25 protein-coding genes and 1 tRNA gene are annotated in these 20,291 nt (G+C 66.2%); 19 read left to right on the forward strand and 7 right to left on the reverse strand.

What is annotated here, in order from left to right; all coding sequences use genetic code 11:
• Positions 1 to 35 precede the first annotated feature (35 nt).
• From pdxH to gyrB, 7 genes are all read left to right on the forward strand, one after another.
• Positions 36 to 611: a pyridoxamine 5'-phosphate oxidase gene (gene pdxH / locus VGT77_RS01140; RefSeq protein WP_327458731.1), complete on the forward strand. Its 576-nt coding sequence runs from the start codon at positions 36 to 38 to the stop codon at positions 609 to 611.
• On the forward strand, positions 608 to 1,543 hold the full coding sequence (locus VGT77_RS01145) for a cation diffusion facilitator family transporter (RefSeq protein ID WP_327458733.1): 936 nt from the start codon (positions 608 to 610) through the stop codon (positions 1,541 to 1,543). The genes pdxH and VGT77_RS01145 overlap by 4 nt, the downstream gene beginning before the upstream one ends.
• Entirely contained in the window at positions 1,540 to 2,328 is a 789-nt protein-coding gene (locus VGT77_RS01150) for a PhzF family phenazine biosynthesis protein (RefSeq protein WP_327458735.1), read from the forward strand. Before VGT77_RS01145 ends, VGT77_RS01150 begins: the two co-directional genes overlap by 4 nt.
• Positions 2,325 to 3,590, forward strand: a complete 1,266-nt coding sequence (locus tag VGT77_RS01155) for an APC family permease (protein ID WP_327458737.1) — start codon at positions 2,325 to 2,327, stop codon at positions 3,588 to 3,590. Before VGT77_RS01150 ends, VGT77_RS01155 begins: the two co-directional genes overlap by 4 nt.
• A 166-nt stretch (positions 3,591 to 3,756) precedes the next feature.
• The gene (locus VGT77_RS01160; protein ID WP_327458739.1) at positions 3,757 to 4,386 is read left to right on the forward strand and encodes a PEPxxWA-CTERM sorting domain-containing protein; all 630 of its coding nucleotides are present in this window, start codon (positions 3,757 to 3,759) and stop codon (positions 4,384 to 4,386) included.
• Positions 4,387 to 4,479: 93 nt separating this feature from the next.
• A complete protein-coding gene (locus VGT77_RS01165) occupies positions 4,480 to 4,647 on the forward strand; it encodes a hypothetical protein (protein WP_327458741.1) in 168 nt (55 codons plus the stop codon).
• Between the two features lie 48 nt (positions 4,648 to 4,695).
• Complete coding sequence (gyrB, locus tag VGT77_RS01170) at positions 4,696 to 7,158, forward strand: DNA topoisomerase (ATP-hydrolyzing) subunit B (RefSeq protein WP_327458743.1); 2,463 nt, start codon at positions 4,696 to 4,698, stop codon at positions 7,156 to 7,158.
• Between the two features lie 36 nt (positions 7,159 to 7,194).
• On the opposite strand, the gene VGT77_RS01175 is transcribed toward gyrB, so the two are convergent.
• Entirely contained in the window at positions 7,195 to 7,992 is a 798-nt protein-coding gene (locus tag VGT77_RS01175; protein WP_327458745.1) for a universal stress protein, read from the reverse strand.
• 295 nt (positions 7,993 to 8,287) lie between these two features.
• Here VGT77_RS01175 and VGT77_RS01180 point away from each other — a divergent pair, with 295 nt between their 5' ends.
• A complete protein-coding gene (locus VGT77_RS01180; RefSeq protein ID WP_327458747.1) occupies positions 8,288 to 8,605 on the forward strand; it encodes a hypothetical protein in 318 nt (105 codons plus the stop codon).
• Here VGT77_RS01180 and VGT77_RS01185 read toward each other — a convergent pair.
• Positions 8,602 to 9,039, reverse strand: a complete 438-nt coding sequence (locus VGT77_RS01185; protein ID WP_327458749.1) for a hypothetical protein — start codon at positions 9,037 to 9,039, stop codon at positions 8,602 to 8,604. The genes VGT77_RS01180 and VGT77_RS01185 overlap by 4 nt on opposite strands.
• Positions 9,040 to 9,107: 68 nt before the next feature.
• Here VGT77_RS01185 and VGT77_RS01190 point away from each other — a divergent pair, with 68 nt between their 5' ends.
• Complete coding sequence (locus VGT77_RS01190) at positions 9,108 to 9,467, forward strand: hypothetical protein (RefSeq protein WP_327458751.1); 360 nt, start codon at positions 9,108 to 9,110, stop codon at positions 9,465 to 9,467.
• On the opposite strand, the gene VGT77_RS01195 is transcribed toward VGT77_RS01190, so the two are convergent.
• Both VGT77_RS01195 and rpoZ read right to left on the reverse strand, forming a co-directional pair.
• Complete coding sequence (locus tag VGT77_RS01195; RefSeq protein WP_327458753.1) at positions 9,454 to 9,738, reverse strand: hypothetical protein; 285 nt, start codon at positions 9,736 to 9,738, stop codon at positions 9,454 to 9,456. The two genes, VGT77_RS01190 and VGT77_RS01195, sit on opposite strands and share 14 nt — an antisense overlap.
• A 77-nt stretch (positions 9,739 to 9,815) precedes the next feature.
• Positions 9,816 to 10,157, reverse strand: a complete 342-nt coding sequence (gene rpoZ / locus VGT77_RS01200) for a DNA-directed RNA polymerase subunit omega (protein WP_327458755.1) — start codon at positions 10,155 to 10,157, stop codon at positions 9,816 to 9,818.
• A 110-nt stretch (positions 10,158 to 10,267) separates the two neighbouring features.
• On the opposite strand from rpoZ, the gene VGT77_RS01205 reads away from it, so the two are divergent.
• Positions 10,268 to 11,407: a phosphatidylserine/phosphatidylglycerophosphate/cardiolipin synthase family protein gene (locus VGT77_RS01205; RefSeq protein ID WP_327458757.1), complete on the forward strand. Its 1,140-nt coding sequence runs from the start codon at positions 10,268 to 10,270 to the stop codon at positions 11,405 to 11,407.
• A 15-nt stretch (positions 11,408 to 11,422) separates the two neighbouring features.
• On the opposite strand, the gene VGT77_RS01210 is transcribed toward VGT77_RS01205, so the two are convergent.
• From VGT77_RS01210 to VGT77_RS01220, 3 genes are all read right to left on the reverse strand, one after another.
• Positions 11,423 to 12,145 (reverse strand): PEPxxWA-CTERM sorting domain-containing protein, encoded by a 723-nt coding sequence (locus VGT77_RS01210; RefSeq protein ID WP_327458759.1) that lies wholly within the window; start codon positions 12,143 to 12,145, stop codon positions 11,423 to 11,425.
• Between the two features lie 93 nt (positions 12,146 to 12,238).
• Positions 12,239 to 12,979: a PEPxxWA-CTERM sorting domain-containing protein gene (locus VGT77_RS01215; protein WP_327458761.1), complete on the reverse strand. Its 741-nt coding sequence runs from the start codon at positions 12,977 to 12,979 to the stop codon at positions 12,239 to 12,241.
• Positions 12,980 to 13,050: 71 nt separating this feature from the next.
• Positions 13,051 to 13,665, reverse strand: a complete 615-nt coding sequence (locus VGT77_RS01220; RefSeq protein WP_327458763.1) for a class I SAM-dependent methyltransferase — start codon at positions 13,663 to 13,665, stop codon at positions 13,051 to 13,053.
• Positions 13,666 to 13,852: 187 nt separating this feature from the next.
• On the opposite strand from VGT77_RS01220, the gene VGT77_RS01225 reads away from it, so the two are divergent.
• The 9 genes from VGT77_RS01225 to VGT77_RS01265 all read left to right on the forward strand — a co-directional run bounded on the left by VGT77_RS01225 (position 13,853) and on the right by VGT77_RS01265 (position 20,245).
• A complete protein-coding gene (locus VGT77_RS01225; protein ID WP_327459005.1) occupies positions 13,853 to 15,067 on the forward strand; it encodes an MFS transporter in 1,215 nt (404 codons plus the stop codon).
• A 29-nt stretch (positions 15,068 to 15,096) separates the two neighbouring features.
• Positions 15,097 to 15,984 (forward strand): 3-hydroxyisobutyrate dehydrogenase, encoded by an 888-nt coding sequence (mmsB, locus tag VGT77_RS01230; RefSeq protein WP_327458765.1) that lies wholly within the window; start codon positions 15,097 to 15,099, stop codon positions 15,982 to 15,984.
• A gap of 57 nt (positions 15,985 to 16,041) precedes the next feature.
• Entirely contained in the window at positions 16,042 to 16,404 is a 363-nt protein-coding gene (locus VGT77_RS01235; RefSeq protein WP_327458767.1) for a hypothetical protein, read from the forward strand.
• A gap of 67 nt (positions 16,405 to 16,471) precedes the next feature.
• Positions 16,472 to 17,248, forward strand: a complete 777-nt coding sequence (locus tag VGT77_RS01240; RefSeq protein WP_327458769.1) for a hypothetical protein — start codon at positions 16,472 to 16,474, stop codon at positions 17,246 to 17,248.
• Between the two features lie 47 nt (positions 17,249 to 17,295).
• The gene (locus VGT77_RS01245) at positions 17,296 to 17,877 is read left to right on the forward strand and encodes an MT-A70 family methyltransferase (RefSeq protein ID WP_327458771.1); all 582 of its coding nucleotides are present in this window, start codon (positions 17,296 to 17,298) and stop codon (positions 17,875 to 17,877) included.
• Between the two features lie 95 nt (positions 17,878 to 17,972).
• A tRNA-Pro gene (locus VGT77_RS01250) sits at positions 17,973 to 18,049 on the forward strand.
• Between the two features lie 221 nt (positions 18,050 to 18,270).
• Positions 18,271 to 18,630 (forward strand): hypothetical protein, encoded by a 360-nt coding sequence (locus tag VGT77_RS01255; RefSeq protein ID WP_327458773.1) that lies wholly within the window; start codon positions 18,271 to 18,273, stop codon positions 18,628 to 18,630.
• Positions 18,627 to 19,700: an alpha/beta fold hydrolase gene (locus tag VGT77_RS01260; RefSeq protein ID WP_327458775.1), complete on the forward strand. Its 1,074-nt coding sequence runs from the start codon at positions 18,627 to 18,629 to the stop codon at positions 19,698 to 19,700. Before VGT77_RS01255 ends, VGT77_RS01260 begins: the two co-directional genes overlap by 4 nt.
• The gene (locus tag VGT77_RS01265) at positions 19,697 to 20,245 is read left to right on the forward strand and encodes a GNAT family N-acetyltransferase (RefSeq protein ID WP_327458777.1); all 549 of its coding nucleotides are present in this window, start codon (positions 19,697 to 19,699) and stop codon (positions 20,243 to 20,245) included. Before VGT77_RS01260 ends, VGT77_RS01265 begins: the two co-directional genes overlap by 4 nt.
• Positions 20,246 to 20,291: the final 46 nt, after the last annotated feature.

Consider the following 20,291-nt stretch of genomic DNA (forward strand, 5'->3'; position numbering starts at 1 on the left):
TTCCCTTGGGCGCACAGGGGCCGTAAAGCGCCCCCATGACCGACCCGTTCGACTTGTTCCGTGCCTGGTATGATGAGGCACGGAACACCGAGATCAACGACTCGAACGCGATGGCGCTGGCGACCGCCGATGCGCAGGGGCGGCCATCGGTGCGCATGGTGCTGCTGAAGGGTTTCGACCCGCGCGGCTTTGTCTTCTACACCAATCAGGAGGGGCGGAAGGCAGGCGAGCTCGCGGCGAACCCGAACGCGGCCTTGCTGTTTCACTGGAAGTCGCTGCGACGGCAGATCCGGATCGAGGGGCCGGTGACCCAAGTGTCGGACGAAGAGTCGGACGCGTATTTCGCATCCCGCAGCCGCGATTCTCAACTGGGCGCATGGGCGTCGGACCAGTCGCGACCGCTGGATGCGCGTGCGACGTTCGAGCGGCGGTTCGAGGAGATGCAGCGCCGCTTCGAAGGCCAGCCGGTGCCCCGGCCTCCGCATTGGGGCGGCTATCGCGTGGCGCCGGAGCGGATCGAATTCTGGCAGGACCGCGCGCATCGGCTGCACGAGCGGCGGTTGTTCGTGCGCGACGGGACGGGCTGGCGCGAAGGCCTGCTCTATCCGTGACCGACGAGCGGCTGCAGCAGCACGGCAAGCTGACCGCGCGCGCGGCGATCGCGAGCGTGTCGATGGCGCTCTTCCTGCTCGCGCTGAAAACCTATGCCGCCTGGTCGACGGGATCAGTGGCGATGCTCGGATCGCTCGCCGATACCGGCTTCGACGTTATGGCGTCGCTGCTGACGCTCTACGGAGTCAAGCTGGCGTCGACCCCGGCGGACCGCGATCATCGCTTCGGCCATGGCAAGGCGGAGGCGCTGGTCGCGCTGGCTCAGGTGGCGCTGATCGCGGTGTCGGCGACCGGCATCCTCTGGCGGGCGATCGACCGACTGCGGACCGGCGGCACAACGGCGGACCCGGAACTCGGCGTCGGCGTGTCGCTGGTCGCGATCGCCGCGACCTTCCTGCTGCTCGCCTATCAACGCCGGATCATCGCCCGCACCGGATCTGTCGCGATCACGGCGGATAATATCCACTACCAGTCCGACCTGCTGCTGAACGGCAGCGTCATCGTTGCGCTGGCGCTGGAAAGCTGGGGAGGCTTACGCGGCGCCGACCCGGTGCTCGGGGTCCTGATCGCATTGTGGCTCGCCCGCGGCGCCTGGCAGTCATCCTCGCACGCGATCGACCAGCTGATGGACCGCGAATGGCCGGAGGAGAAACGCCAGCGCTTCGTGCAGCTCGCCAACCGGCAGCGCGGCTTTCGGGGCATTCACGACCTGCGCACTCGGACCAGCGGCGCGCATGATTTCGCGCAATTTCACGTGTGGGTCGATCCGGACATGACCATTGCCGAAGCGCATGAGATCGTCGAAGCGGCCGAAGATAATTTGCATGCCGCCTTCCCCGGCGCGGAAGTGCTGATCCATCTCGACCCGGAAGGCCGGATCGACCGCGCCGGCCAGCACGACGAACGCTTGAGAGAGACGCCCGAGACATGAAGCTGCCCTTCGTCCAGATCGATGCCTTTGCCGACCGTCCCTTTGGCGGGAACCCGGCGGCGGTGATGCCGCTCGACGCGTGGCTGCCCGACGATGTGCTGCAAGCGATCGCGCTCGAGAACAATCTGTCGGAGACGGCCTTCACTATCCCGGCCGAAGGCGACGCGGATTACGAGCTGCGGTGGTTCACGCCCGCGTGTGAGGTCGCCCTGTGCGGCCATGCCACCTTTGCATCCGGTCATCATCTGATTGGCGACCGCGAACGGGTTCGCTTCCGCACCCGAAAAGCCGGCGTGCTGACCGTTCGCCGCGCAGGCGACGGCTATGCGATGGAGCTGCCCGCCACCTTCATGTCCCCGCAGCCGCGGCCCGAGATCGCCGCGGCCCTCGGAGTGCCGGATGCGCCGACCTGGGCGTCGGCGACGGACGCGGCCGAGGAGACGGTGATCGTGCTGCTGAAGGATGAAGCGGCGGTGCGGGCGCTGGAGCCCGACTTTCGCGCGCTCGGACGGCACCACGTCATGGTCGTGCCAACTGCTCCGGGGACGAACACCGATGTGGTCAGCCGCGTCTTCGTGCCTTCCTTCGGCATCGACGAAGACCCGGTGACCGGCTCGGCCCATGCCGCGCTCGCCCCCTTCTGGGCGGAACGGCTGGGACGCCCGAGCTTCACCGCCTTTCAGGCGAGCGCCCGCGGCGGCCGTGTCGATTGCACGCTCGCAGGCGATCGGGCGGTACTCGGCGGACGCTCCGTCACGGTGATCGAAGGCAGCTTCTTCCTTTGATCGCAGCACCGGCCGAGGAGCCGCTGAAGCGGGACATCAGCTTTTTCGGCTCCGCCTTCCTGTCGTTCAACGGCCTGGTCGGCGCCGGCATTTTCGTGCTGCCGGGCACGCTTTTCGACCGCTTCGGGGCATTCAGCCCTTTGCTCTTTCCCCTCTTCGGCGCGCTGTTCCTGGTGATCGCAGTGCCGTTCGCCCGTGTGACGGCGCACTTTCCCGCGACCGGAGGACCGGTCGCCTATGCCGCGCCGTTCGGGCGCTTCGCCTCCTTCCAGGCCGGCTGGCTCTATTATGTCGCGCGGGTCGCGGCGCTGGCAGCCAATGCGACCGTGTTCGCCACCTATTTGTCTGTCTTCTGGCCCGCCGCAGCAGGAGGCCTGGGCCGCGCCGCGGCAATCCTGGCCATGGTCGCGCTGACCACCGCCATCAACATCGTGGGGGTCAGGCGGGCCGTAAGGGCACTCGATGCACTGACCCTGCTGAAGGCAGCGCCCCTGCTGCTGCTCGCGCTCTGGGCGCTCGGGCTTCGCGCCCCCAACATATCGACGATCCTGCCTCCCGGTGACCAGCTTGGCGCAGCCGCCTTGCTGATCCTCTATGCATTCGTGGGCTTTGAAAACAGCGTGGTGGCGGCCGGCGAGACGCGCGACCCGAGGCGCACCATCCCGCGCGCGCTGATCGGCACAGTGATCGCAACGGCGCTCCTCTACACGCTGGTGCAGGCAGCCTATGTCGCTTGGATGGACAGGGGAGCAGGCGGAGACGCCCCGCTGGTCGAGCTTGCCGGCCGGGTGTTCGGGCCTGCCGGGGCGGTGCTTCTGACCGCGACGGTCATCTTCTCGCTTCTGGGAAACATCAGCGGCGGCATGACGGGGTCGACGCGCATCACCTACGCACTCGGGCGCGACGGGCTCGCCCCGGCCTGGTTCGGGCGCGTGCATGCCCGCTTCGCCACACCGGCCAACTCGATCCTGTTCATGGGTGCGCTGATCGCAGCGCTGGCACTCAGCGGCAGTTTCGTCTGGCTGGCGGTCGTTTCAACTCTCGCCCGCATGTTCGTCTATGCGCTCGCGATCGCCGCGCTTCCAAAGCTTGAGGGTGGTCGACCCTTCGTGCTGAGCCTTGTGATCGCGGGGATTGCCGTCTGCGCCTGGGCGGCGGCGCAGTCGAGCGCGGTGAGCTGGCTTACCCTTCTCGCGCTGGCTGCATCCGGCATGCCGCTGTTCGCCTTCTCGCGCCGGGGAAAGCCTGCCCAACCGGCCTGACCCAAGCCGGTCCATCCGCCTTGTTCACACATGGTTAAACAAAATTTAACCGGCTCGTGAACCGGACCCGCGAGTGCGTGTTGTGACGCTTGGGTGATCTGCCGCGAGCCGGCGGCGGAGCTCGGGTCGAAACTGCGGGAAACGTCCCGTGCAGGGAGTGTAGCTTATGAAAAAGTGGGTATTGGCCGCGGCAGCGGCTATCGGGTTGGCGGGCTCCGCAAATGCTGCGGTGATCACGCTTGAAAGCGTCACCACCAACGGTCCCAACGACTTCACCTTCAATTATCAGGGCACTCTGGGCCCGGATGAAGGCCTGCGCACCGGCGACCGGCTCGTGATCTTCGACTTTGCGGGCTATATCGCCGGTTCGGTCTTCGCACCGAGCCCCGGCGTGACGGCCTCGATCGAATTCACCAGCCCGACCGCGCTGGTGACTCCTGGTTTCACCGACGATCCCACGCTGGTGAACCTGGTTTTCACCTATACGGGACCGAATATCCGCAATACCGGCGGGCCGTTCGTGCCGCTGGACTTTAACGGGCTCGGCGCCCGGTCGACGCTTGGCGGACGCGCGCGTGACGCCTTCTTCACGCTGACCACCAAGAACAATCCGGACGGTTTCCCGGGCGGTTCCAACACCCCGGTCTATACGCTCGGTTCAGTCACGGTGCCGGCGCTGGGCAACAACCCTGACGCCATTCCGGAACCGGCGACTTGGGCGATGCTGCTCGGCGGCTTCGGCATGCTGGGTGCGGCGACCCGCCGCAGCCGTCGTACGAAGGTCACCCTGGCCTAAGCGCCGGGTGCGAGTTGGGAAGCCGCCGGTTCGGCCGGCGGCTTCCTGCTTGCGCTAACCTTGGTTTAACGCTGCCTAGCTAACCTTGCGCGCGTGAGAAAAGTCCTGAACCTGACAATCGCGCTGTCACTGACCCTGGTCTGCGACAAGGCGTTCAATGGCAGCGAACTGACCGCGAAGCTGTTCGAGAACAGCGCCGCGGCCACGCACTGGGCGGAGCGTGCGGGAGAGCGCGCGGCGCACAGCGTCAGCGGCTTCTGACCGGCCATTTCGCTTTCGTTCCTGCCCCCGAGTTCCTATATGCTCGGCATGGCAACTTCCCCCAATTCGAACAGTTACGGCGCCGATTCTATCAAGGTGCTGAAGGGCCTGGACGCGGTCCGCAAACGCCCCGGCATGTATATCGGCGACACCGATGACGGCTCCGGCCTCCATCACATGGTGTTCGAGGTCTCCGACAATGCGATCGACGAAGCGTTGGCAGGCCATTGCGACCTTATCCTGATCCAGCTGAATCCGGACGGCTCTGTTTCCGTCGAGGATAATGGCCGCGGCATCCCGACCGACATTCACCCGGAAGAAGGCGTGTCGGCCGCCGAAGTCATCATGACCCAGCTGCACGCGGGGGGTAAGTTCGAGAACACGTCGGACGACAATGCCTACAAGGTGTCGGGCGGCCTGCATGGTGTCGGCGTCTCGGTGGTGAATGCGCTCTCCGAATGGCTTGAGCTCACCGTCTGGCGCGACGGCAAGGAACATTGGATGCGCTTCCGTCATGGCGACGCCGAAGCGCCGCTGAAGGTCGTCGGCGACGCGCCCGAGGGGAAGAAGGGGACGCGCGTCACCTTCCTGCCCTCTCCCGAGACGTTCAAAATTACCGAGTTCGATTTCGACAAGCTGGAACATCGCTATCGCGAGCTCGCTTTCCTGAACTCGGGCGTGCGGCTGCGGCTGGTCGACGCGCGGCACGAGGAGAAGGTCGAGCACGACCTGTTCTACGAAGGCGGCATCGCTGCGTTCGTGAAGTATCTGGACCGCGCCAAGACTCCGCTCTTCCCGGAACCGATCGCCATTTCCGGCCAGCGCGACGCCATCGGCATCGACATCGCGCTGGAGTGGAACGACAGCTATTACGAGAACGTCCTCGCCTTCACCAACAACATCCCGCAGCGCGACGGCGGCACGCACATGGCGGCCTTCCGCGCCGCGCTGACGCGAACGCTCAACGGCTATGCCGAGCGGTCGGGGCTGCTAAAGAAAGAAAAGGTGACGCTGACCGGCGACGACATGCGCGAGGGGCTGACCGCGATCGTCTCGGTGAAACTGCCGGACCCGAAGTTCAGCTCGCAAACCAAGGACAAGCTCGTCAGCTCCGAAGTGCGTCAGCCTATGGAACAGCTGATGTCCGACAAAATGGACGAGTGGCTGGAGGAGAATCCGCAGAACGCCCGCGCGATCGTCCAGAAGATCATCGATGCCGCCGCCGCGCGCGAAGCGGCCCGCAAGGCGCGCGAGCTGACCCGGCGCAAGGGCGTCATGGACATTGCCTCCTTGCCCGGCAAGCTCGCCGACTGTCAGGAGCGTGATCCCGCCAAGTCCGAACTGTTCCTGGTCGAGGGCGACAGCGCAGGCGGCTCAGCCAAGCAGGGCCGCGACCGGCACTATCAGGCAATCCTGCCGCTCAAGGGCAAGATCCTGAACGTCGAGCGCGCGCGGTTCGACCGGATGCTGTCGTCGAAAGAGATTGGCACCCTGATCCAGGCGCTCGGCACCGGCATTGGCCGTGACGACTTCAACCTCGAAAAGCTTCGCTACCACAAGATCATCATCATGACCGACGCGGACGTGGACGGTGCCCATATCCGCACGCTCTTGCTGACCTTCTTCTACCGGCAGATGCCGGAGATCATCGCGGCCGGGCACCTCTACATAGCGCAGCCGCCGCTCTACAAAGTCGCGCGCGGCCGGTCCGAGACCTACCTCAAGGACCAGGCGGCGATGGACGATTACCTGATCGGCGCTGGCGTCGAGGCGATGCGGCTGGAGACGGCTGAGGGCACCCGCTTCGGCGACGATCTTCGCCAACTGGTCGATCATGCGCGCCGCATGCGGTCGCTGATGGCTTACGTGCCACGCCGCTATGATCCGACGATCATCGAAGCGCTGGCGATCGGCGGCGCATTGGCTCCGGACCTGATCGTGGACGCCAAGGCGGCGGCGATCGCCAAGGTCTCGGCCTGGCTCGACGCCAGCGACCTGGAAGCGCGATGGAGCGGGCGAGTGGCGGCAGAGGGCGGCTATCATCTCGAACGGCTGTGGCGGGGTGTGACCGACCACCATGTCGTCGAGGCGGCGTTCTTGGGCTCGGCGGAAGCGCGCAAGCTCCACAGCCTCTCGCAGGAGCAGGCGGACAGCTATGCCGCGCCGTCGCGGCTGGTGTCAGTCAAGCAGGCTTCGGCGGAAGAAGGCGAGGACGCTCCCGCCGATCCGAAAGGCGCGGCCGTTAACCGGCCGTCGGAACTGCTGGAAGCGATCTTCGCCGCAGGCCGCAAGGGGCTGTCGGTCCAGCGCTACAAAGGGCTTGGCGAGATGAACGCCGAGCAATTATGGGAAACGACGCTCGACCCCGACGTGCGCTCGCTCCTAAAGGTCGAGATCGCTCAGGCCGATGTGGCCGACGAGATCTTCACCCGGCTGATGGGCGACGTCGTCGAACCGCGCCGCGAGTTCATCCAGGAAAACGCGCTCAGCGTCGCCAATCTGGACGTGTGAGGCCCCGCCGGGCAGAAGCCGGGCGGCGTCCTCGTCTTAGTGCCCCAAGACAAGCGGCAGGTTGCACGCGCTCAGCATTGCACGGGCCACGCCGCCGAGCAGCGCTTCTTTGAGCACGCCATGCTTGAAGGCGCCCATCACCAGATAGGCCGCGCCAGAGCGCTCGGCCGCCATCCGAATCGCAACGGCAATGCTGTCGGGCCTGCGCGCAATCTCGACGTCCGCCCTGATGCCGTGACGGGACAGATACGCGGCGGCCTCGTCCGCCGGAATTGCCGCTTCGGAAAGCGGGCCGGCCTGGAAGATGCGCACTTCGCTGGCAAGGCGGAGCAGGGGGATGGCACGCTTGATCGTCGCCATCGCGGTCTCGGACCCGTCCCAGGCAATCATCGCCCTACCCGCGGCATCGAAGCCGCGCAGGTCATCGTCCACCGCGACCACCAGCGCACGGGTGTGAGTGAGCACATCCGTGGCGATGCGGCGCATGTCGGGGCCGGTGCGGTCAAGCTGCCGGTTGAGCACGACGAGATCGGCGGTACGCGCTGCTTCCTCGATGCAGCGACTGAAGTCGCCGATGGCCTCGGTACAGCTCCACGACACATCCTCACGAGCGAGTCGACCTTCGACCGCGCGCCGATTTTCGGCCTCGCGCTGCCGTCCGTCGTAAAGCAGGACCGTCGTCGCGGCGCCGCCGAAATTGTCGACCATCACCGGCACCTGCACGGCATCGACGCAATGCAGATGCCCGCCAAGCGCGCGGGTAAGATCCAGCGCCGCCTGCAGCCGTGCTTCCTGGCCGCTATCGTCATGCGCCAGCATCAGGACATTTTTCATCTCGGCCTCCCTGTTCCACCAGCGGGATGGCAGGAGATCGTCACCCCGGGAATCAGGGAGACTACGGATCGGTGCGGCTGTCGCTGGGGGTCCTGCGGAGCCATGATCCGATGCTTCGGTTCATGCCATGACCGCGTGGCAAGCAAGGGACCCTGGCCGATCATCGCGGCGTTGGAGAGCCATGGTTGAGCGGCTGCTCCTCTGTGTCTTTCTTGCGATGGCTGCCTGCTCCGAAGCGAAGCGGCCGAAAGGTGACACCGCCGTAGCGACCGGGAGCCAAATCCATCCATGCCTTATGCAGGGACAGAAGCGGCTCGATGCCGCTCCGTTGCGCGCAATCGGCACTGAGCCCTTCTGGAACGCGCGGATCGTCGGGCGTTGTATCACCTATTCGCATCCGGAGAATCCGAAAGGCACGCGCCTCTGGACGCGTCTTTCCGAGGCCCCGGATGGGCCCGTCTGGTCAGGTGCGCTGGACGGTCGGCTCTTCGAGCTTCGCCTCAGCGCCGCTCCTGGCTGTTCGGACGGGATGTCGGACAAACTTTATCCGATGAGTGTGGACCTGATCGTCGGCGGCGAGCGCCGGCGCGGCTGCGCTGAACCGGCGAGCTAGTCCGCCGCGCAGCCCATGCCGATCTGCATATTGTCGACGCGTTGGACGATACGCACGCCCGCCGGATCGATGCCGTCGCGCAATTCGACAGTGACGTCGTCGAGGGATGGGGTGTCTTTGGACTCGAAGCGCTGCCGAAACTCCTTGCGGCCGAGCATCACGCTTTCGTCGAGCGGCTTGCATCCGGTCGAGCGAGTCATGCGGATACCGATCAGATAGCCGCGCACATCGTGCAGTTCGTCAAAGGCCATATTGGCCTCGATGTCGCCCGATCTGAACGCCGGGCATTCCGCCATGACCGCCTTACACAGCTCACCATTCTCCGGCTCCTTCGACCAGCGCGGTACCGGCGAAAACTCGAACTCCGCGGCATTCTGCGCCGCAAGCGCCGCCGCCATGCCGAGCGCCGCCACCGCCACTGCAATCCGGATCATGCCCCTGCCTTCCCCTTGGCCCCATCCTCGCATAGCAGATTACGGAAAATCGGCCGAGGAGGAGTGACATGAAACACATTCTAGCGATCGCCGCCGGAGCAGCGCTGGCCGCCTGCACGCCTGCAACGGACGAGGGGAACAGCAGCAATGCCGCTACTTCGGCCCCGGCGGCGAACGGCACCGATTATGTCGCCGAAATCAGGACTATGGCGCCCGAACAGCGCAAGGCGACCTTCCTGCGCGCGATCCGCGACGCGCAGCAGGCCTGTCAGCAGGTCGTGGCGGAGCAGGACGCCGGGCCAATGAACGGCGAAGCCGCCTGGACGGTACGCTGCGAGGACGGCCGCGGCTGGATGATCGTCATCGCGCGGGACGGCAACGCCAAGGTCACCGGCCCCGTCGCGGCGAAGGGGACTACATCCCGTTGATCTGATTGGCGACCTGGTTCTCGACGCGCGGATCGTCGTTATCGTCGGCCTGGTCGGCCGCGTCCTCGCCCGCTTCGCGGACCTGGTCGGCCTTGTCTTCGAGCTGGTCTTCGGCGGCGCCGCCCATATTGTCGGCCTGCGCTTCGAGCGCATCCGCCTTGTTCTCCGTCATCTCGGAGATGTTCTCGGCCGCCTTGTCGTCGGCATTGCCGCCGCATGCGGCGAGCAGGACGAGACCGGCAGCGGCGACGCCGTGGGACAGGAACTTCATGGAACAGCCTTTCGCTTTTGGTTCCGCGTCCGAACCGACAGCGAAGCCGCTTGGTTCCCCAAACGGCTCAGCAGCGCTTACTCGTAGTCGCCGCCCATGTTCTGATTGCGCGGCGGGGCAGCGGCGGTCAGGCGCAGCGCTTCGGCCTGCTGGGCCAGCGAGCCGAGCTCGTCGACGGCATCGTCGTCATCGACCTGCACGCGCTGCAGGCTGGCGACCAGCGTGTCGCGCAGATGCTCCGGCTGGATCGTCTCTTCGGCGATCTCGCGCAGTGCGACGACAGGATTCTTGTCGCGGTCACGGTCGATGGTCAGCTCGGCGCCGCCCGACACCTGCCGCGCGCGCTGCGCCGCGAGCAGCACCAGATCGAAGCGGTTCGGGACCTTGTCGACGCAATCCTCGACGGTAACGCGCGCCATTTAACGCTCCAGCCTATGGTTTTCCGGGAGTTCGGGAAGGCGGGGGACATAGATGCGCCAGGCCTCCAAGTCAACTTGCGCCTGACAGTCGCCGGGCGCATGAGCGAGCGGTGAGCGGGGCAGGCGAGCAGATCGAAGTCGAAGGCAACCGCCTGTCGCTGCTGATCGAGGCAGACGAAAGGCTGTTCGGCCTCCTCTCCCTGATCGACGGCGCCGAACGGACGCTGCGCCTGCTCTATTACACCTTCGCCGACGACCGGACCGGGCAGCGCGTCCGCAACGCGCTGATCGACGCCTGCGCGCGTGGCGTGGCGGTCAGCCTGATCATCGACGGTTTCGGCAGTGATGCCGACGAGGCGTTCCTGCAGCCGCTGCGCGACGCCGGAGCCGACATCTGCCGCTTCCTGCCGCGTTGGGGACGGCGTTATCTGCTGCGCAATCACCAGAAGCTGGCATTAGCCGACGAGCAGAGGCTGATCGTCGGCGGCTTCAACATCGCCGATGGCTATTTCGCCGAAAACGAGGGCTGGCGCGATCTCGGTCTGCTGGTCGAAGGCCCGGCGGCCGGGCGCCTGACCGGCTATGTCGATGCGCTGCTCGCCTGGACCAAGCGGCCGCGCTCCCGCATGCGGGAGCTGCGCCGTGCGCTGTCCCGGTGGAGCGAGCCGGAGGGCCGCGTGCGCTGGCTGATGGGCGGCCCGACGCGGCGCCTGAGTCCCTGGGCCCGCACGGTCCGTCACGACATGCGGCGCGCGCGCCTCGTCCATCTGATCGCGGCCTATTTCGCCCCCAGCCCGGCGATGCTTCGCCGCCTTGACCGCGTTGGCAAGCGCGGCGACGCGCAGGTGATCACCGCTGCCCATTCGGACAACACCACCACCATCGCCGCGGCGCGCTTCACCTATCCGGGACTGCTGCGCAAAGGCGTGCGGATCTTCGAATACCAGCCGGCCAAGCTGCACACCAAGCTCTTCATCATCGACGATGCCGTGCATATCGGCTCGGCGAACTTCGACATGCGCAGCCTGTTCCTGAACATGGAGCTGATGCTGCGGGTCGAGGACAAGGCGTTCGCGGAGGAGCTGCGCACTCTTTTCGCTCATGAGCGGGAGCAGAGCCGCGAAGTCACGCTCAAGGAGATGACGGGCTGGGGCAGCGGCGTCGCCCGCGCCCGCCATGCCCTCGCCTATTTCCTGGTGTCGGTGGTCGACTTCACCGTCTCGCGCCGCCTCAACCTGCCGGAAGACTGAGGCGGCGCGAAGACCTTAGGCAAAGACTACCCGCGCCCGGCGGCGCGAGGCCGCGCCGAGCAGGCCAAAGCCAGCGATCATCATCGCCCAGTTGGCCGGCTCCGGCACAGCGGTGCGGAAGGCATCTGCGGTGATCACGAGATTGTCATAGGCCATCGACGCCGCGCCCTGATTGCCCGCTTCCTGGCCCATGAAGAGCGAGATGGTGACAGCGCCCAGCAGGGCGTCGCCGGTTGCCTGGCGAACCACCACGAAGCTGCCGTCCTGTTCCGGATCATATTCCTCGAAGATGGTGTTGCCGACGCGCCGGATGCGGAAATTCACTACCTGGTCGGAATCGCTGAGGATGGTTTGGCCGAAACCCGGCGGGCTCGGCACAAAGATGTTCGCGACGACGTTGCTCGCGCCGAAGAAATAGACGTCGGTGAAGCCGGCAACATGGCCGCTTGCGAGCCCGGACGAGGCCGACAGATTGTTGGTGCGGTCGGCTGTGACCGTCGCAGAGAAGTCGCCCAGCAGCGAGAAATTGGTGTTCACGTTGCCAAAGCCGCCGCCGGTCTGCGCATCCTTGGAGATCACGCCGCGTCCTCCGTTCAGCGCGAAGCTGAAGCCGGGCGCAAGGGAGGTGGACAGCGCCGGCGACAAGGTGGGGCCGTCGAACGTCTCGACGAAGGTGGCGGCACTCGCCGGCGTCGCAACAGCCGCCGCCAAGGCCAGCTTGAGTAAGGTCCTGCGCATCAATCCTCTCCCGAACCTGCGTGCCCCGTTCGCCTCAAGAGTGATTACACCCCGTGGACGAGCAGCGGATAGGATGGATGCGACGTCAAAACGTCATTGGCTCAAAGGGAGGTGCGTGAGCCGGAGCGGAATGTGTGCCATCACCGCCGCCGCAATCAGCCTCCGCCTTCGCCACAAACTCCCGATCGCGCCGAAGCCGAGAATCATCATGGCCCAGGTCGACGCCTCGGGAATGGCAGGCGGGCGTGGCGGTGGGAGCACGGGGCCGGTGCCGCCGATCGGCCCGCCGCCGATAATGATGCTCGGCCCGCGCTCAGGCGGAAGCTGCACATATTCCACCGGCTGCGGATTCGCGAGATCATAGGCCGGCAAGGGCCCGATCGTCACCGGACCTCCGGGTGCGATATCGTTTCCCAAGAGGGCGAGCGGTACCGCCGGAGGAGGCGCTGTGACCAGCGATGGCGGCGCCGCGGCGGGCGGGAGGACGGAGGCACGAGCAGCCGGGCGCCTCCCCCGTGGCGCGGCTCGCGCCCTAGGGCGGACGACGACCGGCCTGCCCTTGATCCAAACCACCCTTCCGCGCACGCCGGGCGAACGCGACCGGATCGCCTCGGCCACGCCGGCCAGAGCAGCGGCTGCTGATTCGCGCACTGGACTGAGGAAGCTTCCGCCAAGATTGTCCGCCGGTGCTGCAAGGGTCAGCGCCAGCACGGCGGCGAGAGTTGCACTGCTCGCCCGAAGCCGGATCCGGCTCGCCGGATCCGAGGCGCGGCCGTGCGCGTCGACCAGAATGGCCGGATGCCTGCTCAATCGCCTGGCGAACACACGAAGCATGAAGACGCGACCTTGACCGCGGCGATTGCCGCGCCGCATTAACGTCTCTTCCGGGCGAACGTTGCCTTAAGTTAGCCGTTCCGCGCCCAGAAGAGCCGCATCGGCGGTATGTTCATCCATTCGAAGCCCTGATCGATGGCGGTAAAGTGCGGGGTGATGAACTCCGCCACTTTGGGCGAGAATTGATAAACCAGGAAGGCGCCGCCAGGCTTCAGCACCGCCGCCGTTTCCGCCGCGATGCGATCCCCAACTCCCTCGGGCAAGGTTGAAAAGGGCAGGCCAGACAGCACATTGTCGGCCTTGGCGTGGCCGAAATCGGCAACGATCCGGCCGACGTCTGCGGCAGAGCCGCGCACCAGGCGCAGCCGCGGGTCGGCGATCTCGTGGCGAAGATGGTCGATGAAATCGGCATTGGTATCGATCGCGATCAGCTCGGCTTCCGGGCCGAGCCGTTCGAGAATGGGCCGGGTGAAGGTGCCGACACCCGGGCCATATTCGATGAACAGCTTGACCGAGCCCCAATCGACCGGCCGCAACATGTGATCGATCAGCGCTCGTGATGACGGGATCACCGATCCGACCATCGCCGGATGCTTCACGAAGCCCTTGAAGAACAGCACCAGAGGGTGGCTCGCCTTACGGCTGCGAGCGGCGCCGGCCTGTTCGCCGGCGGATGACACGGGCATTCGGTCCCTTTCTTCCTTCGTTGCGGACCCGTCGCAAATCGCGGCGTTGCTGGCAACGCTTTCGGTGGCGCCCGCACTCCTCTATCGGCCAGCTATGGCCGAGGAGAATCCGCGAGCGCCGTTGGCCGCCTCAACGCCGGGTGGAGCAGTTGGTGCCCCGCCGCCCTTCCGCCTGCTCTTCCTTGTCATGCTGACGATTGCGGCCGGAAACACCGCCCTGCAGTCGGTGCTGCCCGCCATCGGCCGGTCGCTGGGCGTGCCCGATGCTGCGGTGGCGGCAGCCTTTTCGGTGTCGGCGCTGGTTTGGGTGATCGCGGCGCCGATTTGGGCGCGGCGGTCGGACCGACAGGGACGGCGGCGGATGGTGCTGCTCGGCCTGTTCGGCTTTTGCTCTTCTGTGTTCCTCTGCGGCGTGTTTTTGGCAGCGGGGATCGTCGGCTGGATCGCGCCCTTGCCAGCCTTCCTCTGCTTCATTGTCGCGCGGATGCTCTACGGCACGTTCGGCGCGGCGGCCCCGCCCGCATCGCAGGCGATCGTCGCCATGGGCACGTCGCGCGAGGACCGGACGCGGGCATTGTCGCTGCTCGGTTCCGCGTTCGGCCTGGGAACGATCCTTGGTCCAGCACTGGCGCCCTTCTTCGTGCTGCCAGTCGTCGGACTGGCCGGCCCCGCTTTCGTTTTCTCGATCTTCGGCATCGGCGTGCTGATCGTCACCGCCCGGCTGCTGCCCGACGACACGCCCGGCGGTGAGGGCCGTGGTGCTGCGACCAGCTATCCTTCGATTGGCGGCGAGCCGACAGGGGCAAGCGCCCGCGCCGCGACGGCGGATGATCGCGGCAAGCTGCCGCTGACCGATCCGCGCATCTGGCCCTGGATGCTGATCGGCCTGGTCACCGGCCATGCCCAGGCGATGGCGGGCCAGGCGATCGGCTTTCTGATCATCGACCAGCTAAAGCTCTCTGCAATGCAGGCGGCGGCGGAAACGGGCATCGTTCTGATGGTAGGGGCAGGCGCCGCTCTGCTCGCGCAATGGGGCATCATCCCGAATTTGCGCCTGACGCCGCGCCAGCTCGCGATCTGGGGAGCGGTACTGGCGGCGGCGGGCTGCGCCGCGATCGGCTTTTCGCATTCGTTGCACATGCTGGCGGTGAGCTATGGTTTGTCGTCGCTCGGCTTCGGCTTTCTGCGGCCGGGCTTCACCGCGGGCGCGTCGCTTGCGGTCGGCATGAACGAACAGGGCGCGGTCGCCGGCCAGACCACGTCGATCAACGGCGCCTGTTTTGTGCTCGGACCGTCGATCGGCGTCGGCCTGTACCAGTTCTGGGGGCCGCTGCCCTATGTGGTCTCGGCCGCTGCGCTGCTGCTGCTGCTTCCCTATCTGCTGTTGCGGCTGAAGCGATAGCCGCTATCCCGCCGCCAACGGAGGACAATATGGCACGCATCGGTTTCATCGGGCTCGGCAATATGGGCGGCGGCATGGCCGCAAACCTTGCGAAGGCAGGGCATGACGTACATGCCTTCGACCTCTCGGCCGACGCGCTCGACAAGGCGAAAAGCGCGGGCTGCCTGCCGGTCGACAGCGCCGCCGCGGCGGCGACGGGCGCCGAAGCGATCGTCACCATGCTGCCGGCTGGCCGGCACGTCGCCCAGGTCTATGAAGAGGCGCTCTTCCCCGCCGCTGCGCCGGGCACCTTGCTGCTCGATTGCTCGACCATCGATGTCACCACGGCGAAGAAAGTCGCAGAGGCCGCCTCCGCAAAAGGGCTCTCGGCTGTCGACGCGCCCGTCTCCGGTGGCATCGCGGCGGCAGCAAGCGGCACGCTGACCTTCATGGTCGGCGGCAGCGCCGAAGCCTTTGCCCGGGCCGAGCCGATCCTCGCCAGCATGGGCAAGGCGGTGATCCATGCAGGACCGAGCGGCGCCGGCCAGGCCGCCAAGATCTGCAACAACATGCTGTTGGGTGCGACGATGGTCGCCACATGCGAGGCATTCCTGCTGGCCCGGAAGCTCGGTCTCGATCCGCAGACCTTCTACGACATCAGCTCGGTCTCGTCCGGCCAGAGCTGGTCGATGACCAGCTATTGCCCGCTACCGGGCGTTGGTCCCGAGACCCCAGCCGACCGTGACTATCAGGGCGGCTTCGCGGCCGGGCTGATGCTCAAGGATCTGAAGCTCGCCGTTCAGGCTGCCGCCGACGCTGACGCCTCGGTGCCGATGGGGTCAGAGGCGATGGCGCTCTACCAGGCCTTTGCCAATAACGGCCATGGCGGCCTCGATTTCTCCGGCATCATTCGGATGCTCGGTGGCACGCGCGACTGACCGGAACAGGCGCCAAGCCCGCCCGTTGAACCCGAAACGGTTCAAAGGAGCGTCACGATGGCCAAAAGGAACAAGAAGTCGAAGCAGCAGGCGAGCGACAATTCGGGGCTGATCGCGGGAATTGCCGCGGGCGGCATCGGTCTGCTGCTGGGCCTGTTCGTGCTCGGCCGTAAGGGGCGCGACGGCGCGTCTGGCAGCCTCGGCGCAATCGATCGCGCGCTGGGCACCCCCAGCACGGCGGCTGGCGATGGTGGCAGCACCGCGGCCGACCTGTCGCTCGATCAGCCGCATCACGGCCCCGGCGACCGCGCCCCGACCGACTTCCGCCCGGACCCGACTGCCGCCGTCGACCCGCGCAAGCGCGACGCCTTCGCCCCGGCGACGATGCCGAACCCGAACGCATCTCAACCGGCGATGTAATCTGATTACGTTTGTAGTCGACATTTCGTGATGCGCCTGGCATGAACCTCCCGAAAAGGGAGGCGCAATGCTGGAAGTGGGCGCATTGCTGTCGCGCAGGCTGGTGTTGGCCGGCCTCGGCCTGAGTTCGGCCTGGCCGATCGCCCCGTTAGAAGCGCAGGGCACGGCCGGCGAGTGGATCGATCGCAACGACCGCGCACGCGGTGGGAAGGCACGGCTCGCCCCGGTGCGAAGCATGGATGCGGTGGTCCGCATCGTCGAGCCGACCTACACCGTGATCGGCCGCTATCTGGCGCATCGGTCCGGGCTCATGCGGATCGATGTCTTCGGAAAGACCAAACGTGTGTTCAGCGAGGGAATCGACTCGACCGGAGCCTGGTCGTGGCCTGGCGACGCACCCGCGCCGTCGCCCGTCGGCGCGAAGGCACGCGCGGCGCTGGAGCATGGCATCGTCTACCATCTCGTGCCGCTGTCCGCCGTCGGAACACGGGGTCACCGGCTGACGCTCGTCTCCGACACTCCGCCTTGCCTTGAAATCACTTTTGCTGACGGAGCGGAGGCGCGCCTGTTCCTCGACCCCTCGACCAGCCACATCGTCCGGCGTCAGGACCGGCGCGCCTACCATCCGGACGTGGACTCGACCGAAAAGCGAATCGAGTCGCGCTTCTCCGACTTTAGGGCGCAAGATGGGATCGTCAGCCCGTGGCTCGCCGAGGATTATGATCTTGATAGCGGCGCCCGGATTGGGCGCACGGAAACGCTGAGCCTCGGCTGGGACAGCGCGGTGTTGCCGCTGATCCGCCGCGATGCACCGGCTCATGCGCCACCGGCCGTGCGGAGCTGATACGCGAAGCGGCTGGCGCGGGCGCGGGCTTCGGCTATGCCACCGCCATGACCCTGTGGCGCGACCTGCCGGACCGGACCTACGACGTGATCCTCGCCGATCCACCCTGGAGCTACTACGGCCAGCAGAACAAATGGGGCGCCGCGGCGAAGTTCTACGTGACGGCTCCGGACGAGGCGATCGTGTCGCTGCCGGTGCCGGAACTGCTGAGCGAACGCGGCGTGCTGTTCCTATGGGCAACGTCGCCGCGCCTCGATGTTGCCATGGCGTGCCTCGCCGCCTGGAAGCTTCACTTCCGAGGCGTCGCGTTCGTCTGGGTCAAGGCGCGCAAGGACGGTGGGCCGATCGGCGCCCAGGGCGTTCGGCCCTCGATCGTCAAGCCGACCGCCGAATTTGTGCTCGCAGCCAGCCGCGTCGCCAAGGGCCGGCCGATGCCGCTGGGCGACGAAGGCGTGCCGAACGTCATCCTCGCCCCCAAGCGCGCCCACTCGCAAAAGCCGGAGCAGGTGCGCGAGGCGATCGACCGCCTCTATCCGGTTGCTTCCAAGCTCGAGCTCTTCGCCCGCAGCGAGCGCGCCGGCTGGGATGCCTGGGGCAATGAAGTCGGCAAGCTCGACGCCGCCGAATAGAGTGGCGGAAGCGCCACACGGCGCTTGAAACCCCTGGCCCCGCCCGCTAAGGGCGCACGTCTTGCCTCCGCGGACGCCTCGGCGCCCGGTCCGGTCGGGGAGTAGCTCAGCCTGGTAGAGCACTGTCTTCGGGAGGCAGGGGCCGGAGGTTCGAATCCTCTCTCCCCGACCATTTAAGCGCCATTACTCCGAGCACTGAAAGCCTGTGCGGCGCCTTCGGCATCTTCAGGAGTGCTGCCCGAAAGGCACATTCCGGCCTTCAACCCTACCATGAGTTGAAGCAGCATTTCGTCTATTCCGCTGTCCGCCCTGGCGCGAACTCCGCCGCCTGGCCAATCATCGGCATGGCTGGCCCGCCTTGACGCGGCCTCCACTCGCCCCGATGATTGCCTGATGACCAAGGCCGATCCTGGTGCTTTTTTCCGCGAGATGCTCGGCCAGTGGGAGAGCGTCGCCAATCAGTTCGGGTCCGAGCTGATGAAGTCGGGCGAGTTCGCCCGCACCATGCAAGGCGCGACATCCGCGTCGTTAAAGGCTCAGGAAGTGGCGAAGGACGCGATGAGCCGCGCGCTTGCCGCCGCCAACATGCCGAGCCGCGAGGAAATGGTGATGCTGGGCGAGCGGATGGGCGCGCTCGAGGAGCGGCTGTCGCGGATCGAGAGCCTGCTGATCAAGATCGCCGGCCAGGACGTATCGCGTCAGGAGCGGCCGAAACCCGCCCGCACCAAAAAGCCGCCCAAAAAGGCTGAATGAGCGAGACGGCCGCCCCCGACCTGCTCGAACAAGCACGGACTGCCTTCGACCGCGCGCTCCAGCGCAACATCAAGGGCATGGGCTATCTGGCCTCTCCCGCACCGGTGCTCGGCGCCAGCCCCAAGGATGTGCTGATCCAGCGCGGCACGATGAACCTCTACCATTACCGCGCCCAGTCGGACGAAGTGTATCGCGTTCCGCTCCTGCTGGTGATGGCGACCACCAACCGCGGCTATATTTTCGACATGGTGCCGGGCCAGAGCCTGGTCGAGTTCCTGCTGAAGCGCGGTTATGACGTGTTCATGCTCGACTGGTCGCCGCCGCGGCCGGACGAGCGCAATCTCCGCCTCGAAGACTATGTCCTCGACTTCATTCCGTCCGCGCTCGAGCGCATCGCCGAGGAGACCGGCGAGCCGGATGTGACCGTCGTCGGCTATTGCTTCGGCGGCGTGCTGTCGGTTCTCTGGGCGGCGCTTCATGCCGACGGCCCGATGAAGAACCTGGTCACCTTCACCACGCCGATCGACTTCAAGGCGATGGAGAAGTTCCAGACTTGGTCGGACCGGCGCTTTTTCGACGTCGACCGGCTGGTCGACACATTCGGCTGCTGCCCGGCCGACCTGCTCTACACCTCGTTCAACATGCTGCGGCCGGCGGGCCAGATCGCGGGCCAGATCCGCCTGCTCGACAATCTGTGGAACGACGAGTTCGTGAAGAGCTACCGCATGTTCGACCGCTGGACGACCGACATGCTGCCGCTTGCAGGCGAATATTTCCGCCAGACCACCAAGGCGCTGATGTGGGAGAACCGGCTGAAGGAAGGCACGATGGAGGTCGGTGGCCGCCATGTGGACCTCAAGAACATCACCGTTCCGTTTCTCCATGTGGTCGCGGAGCATGATCATATCGTGCCGAGCGCAGCTTCCGCGCCGTTGATCGAGATGGTCGGCTCGGCGGACAAGGAGCAGGTGGTGCTGAAAGGGGGGCATGTCAGTCTCGTCGCCGGCGGCAACGCGATCAAGCGGCTCTGGCCGCGTCTCGACCAATGGCTTCAGGAGCGTTCGCTGTGACCGACCTGCCCGTCACCATACGCCGGTTCCGCGCCGACGACATGGACGCGATGCTCCGCTTCGCCCGCGCCTTGCCGGAGCATGACCTGCTGTTCCTCAGCCGCGACCTCAAACACCGCAAGGTGATCGAGGCCTGGGCCGAGGCGGTCGAGGACGGCTTCATCGACAGTTTCGTGGCGGAAGACGGTGACGCGATCGTCGCCACCTGCGCGCTCGTCCGCGATCCGCTCGGCTGGTCGACCCATGTCGGCGAGGTGCGCCTGCTCGTCTCCCCCGAACTGCGCGGGCAGGGAGTCGGTCGGCGATTGCTTGACGAGATGTTCGTTGCGGCGCAGCAACGGGACCTGAAGAAGTTGGTGGCCCAGATGACGCCGGACCAGCGCGGCGCCATCCAGCTGTTCGAGGAAAGCGGCTTTCGGGGGGAAGCCTTGTTGAAGGATCATGTGATGGATCGGCAGGGCCAGCTGCATGATCTCGCGATCCTCAGCCTGGATGTCGCGCAGTTCGCGGCCAGGCATGAGGCTTTCGGTTTGGGAGGGGCGTAAGCGTCGGACACAAAAGCGTTAACAAGCGTTTGGACGGCTTACGTAA

The organism is Sphingomonas sp. (assembly GCF_035944535.1).
GTDB lineage: Bacteria > Pseudomonadota > Alphaproteobacteria > Sphingomonadales > Sphingomonadaceae > Sphingomonas_B.

What these genes read in the sequence shown, in the direction of transcription:
- pdxH (WP_327458731.1), top strand. Translation starts at nt 36, where the DNA reads ATGACCGACCCGTTCGACTTGTTCCGTGCCTGGTATGATGAGGCACGG.
- VGT77_RS01150 (WP_327458735.1), top strand. Translation starts at nt 1,540, where the DNA reads ATGAAGCTGCCCTTCGTCCAGATCGATGCCTTTGCCGACCGTCCCTTT.
- VGT77_RS01160 (WP_327458739.1), top strand. Translation starts at nt 3,757, where the DNA reads ATGAAAAAGTGGGTATTGGCCGCGGCAGCGGCTATCGGGTTGGCGGGC.
- gyrB (WP_327458743.1), top strand. Translation starts at nt 4,696, where the DNA reads ATGGCAACTTCCCCCAATTCGAACAGTTACGGCGCCGATTCTATCAAG.
- VGT77_RS01175 (WP_327458745.1), bottom strand. Translation starts at nt 7,992, where the DNA reads ATGAAAAATGTCCTGATGCTGGCGCATGACGATAGCGGCCAGGAAGCA.
- VGT77_RS01180 (WP_327458747.1), top strand. Translation starts at nt 8,288, where the DNA reads ATGCAGGGACAGAAGCGGCTCGATGCCGCTCCGTTGCGCGCAATCGGC.
- VGT77_RS01185 (WP_327458749.1), bottom strand. Translation starts at nt 9,039, where the DNA reads ATGATCCGGATTGCAGTGGCGGTGGCGGCGCTCGGCATGGCGGCGGCG.
- VGT77_RS01190 (WP_327458751.1), top strand. Translation starts at nt 9,108, where the DNA reads ATGAAACACATTCTAGCGATCGCCGCCGGAGCAGCGCTGGCCGCCTGC.
- VGT77_RS01195 (WP_327458753.1), bottom strand. Translation starts at nt 9,738, where the DNA reads ATGAAGTTCCTGTCCCACGGCGTCGCCGCTGCCGGTCTCGTCCTGCTC.
- rpoZ (WP_327458755.1), bottom strand. Translation starts at nt 10,157, where the DNA reads ATGGCGCGCGTTACCGTCGAGGATTGCGTCGACAAGGTCCCGAACCGC.
- VGT77_RS01210 (WP_327458759.1), bottom strand. Translation starts at nt 12,145, where the DNA reads ATGCGCAGGACCTTACTCAAGCTGGCCTTGGCGGCGGCTGTTGCGACG.
- VGT77_RS01215 (WP_327458761.1), bottom strand. Translation starts at nt 12,979, where the DNA reads ATGCTTCGTGTGTTCGCCAGGCGATTGAGCAGGCATCCGGCCATTCTG.
- VGT77_RS01220 (WP_327458763.1), bottom strand. Translation starts at nt 13,665, where the DNA reads ATGCCCGTGTCATCCGCCGGCGAACAGGCCGGCGCCGCTCGCAGCCGT.
- VGT77_RS01225 (WP_327459005.1), top strand. Translation starts at nt 13,853, where the DNA reads ATGCTGACGATTGCGGCCGGAAACACCGCCCTGCAGTCGGTGCTGCCC.
- mmsB (WP_327458765.1), top strand. Translation starts at nt 15,097, where the DNA reads ATGGCACGCATCGGTTTCATCGGGCTCGGCAATATGGGCGGCGGCATG.
- VGT77_RS01235 (WP_327458767.1), top strand. Translation starts at nt 16,042, where the DNA reads ATGGCCAAAAGGAACAAGAAGTCGAAGCAGCAGGCGAGCGACAATTCG.
- VGT77_RS01240 (WP_327458769.1), top strand. Translation starts at nt 16,472, where the DNA reads ATGCTGGAAGTGGGCGCATTGCTGTCGCGCAGGCTGGTGTTGGCCGGC.
- VGT77_RS01245 (WP_327458771.1), top strand. Translation starts at nt 17,296, where the DNA reads ATGACCCTGTGGCGCGACCTGCCGGACCGGACCTACGACGTGATCCTC.
- VGT77_RS01255 (WP_327458773.1), top strand. Translation starts at nt 18,271, where the DNA reads ATGACCAAGGCCGATCCTGGTGCTTTTTTCCGCGAGATGCTCGGCCAG.
- VGT77_RS01260 (WP_327458775.1), top strand. Translation starts at nt 18,627, where the DNA reads ATGAGCGAGACGGCCGCCCCCGACCTGCTCGAACAAGCACGGACTGCC.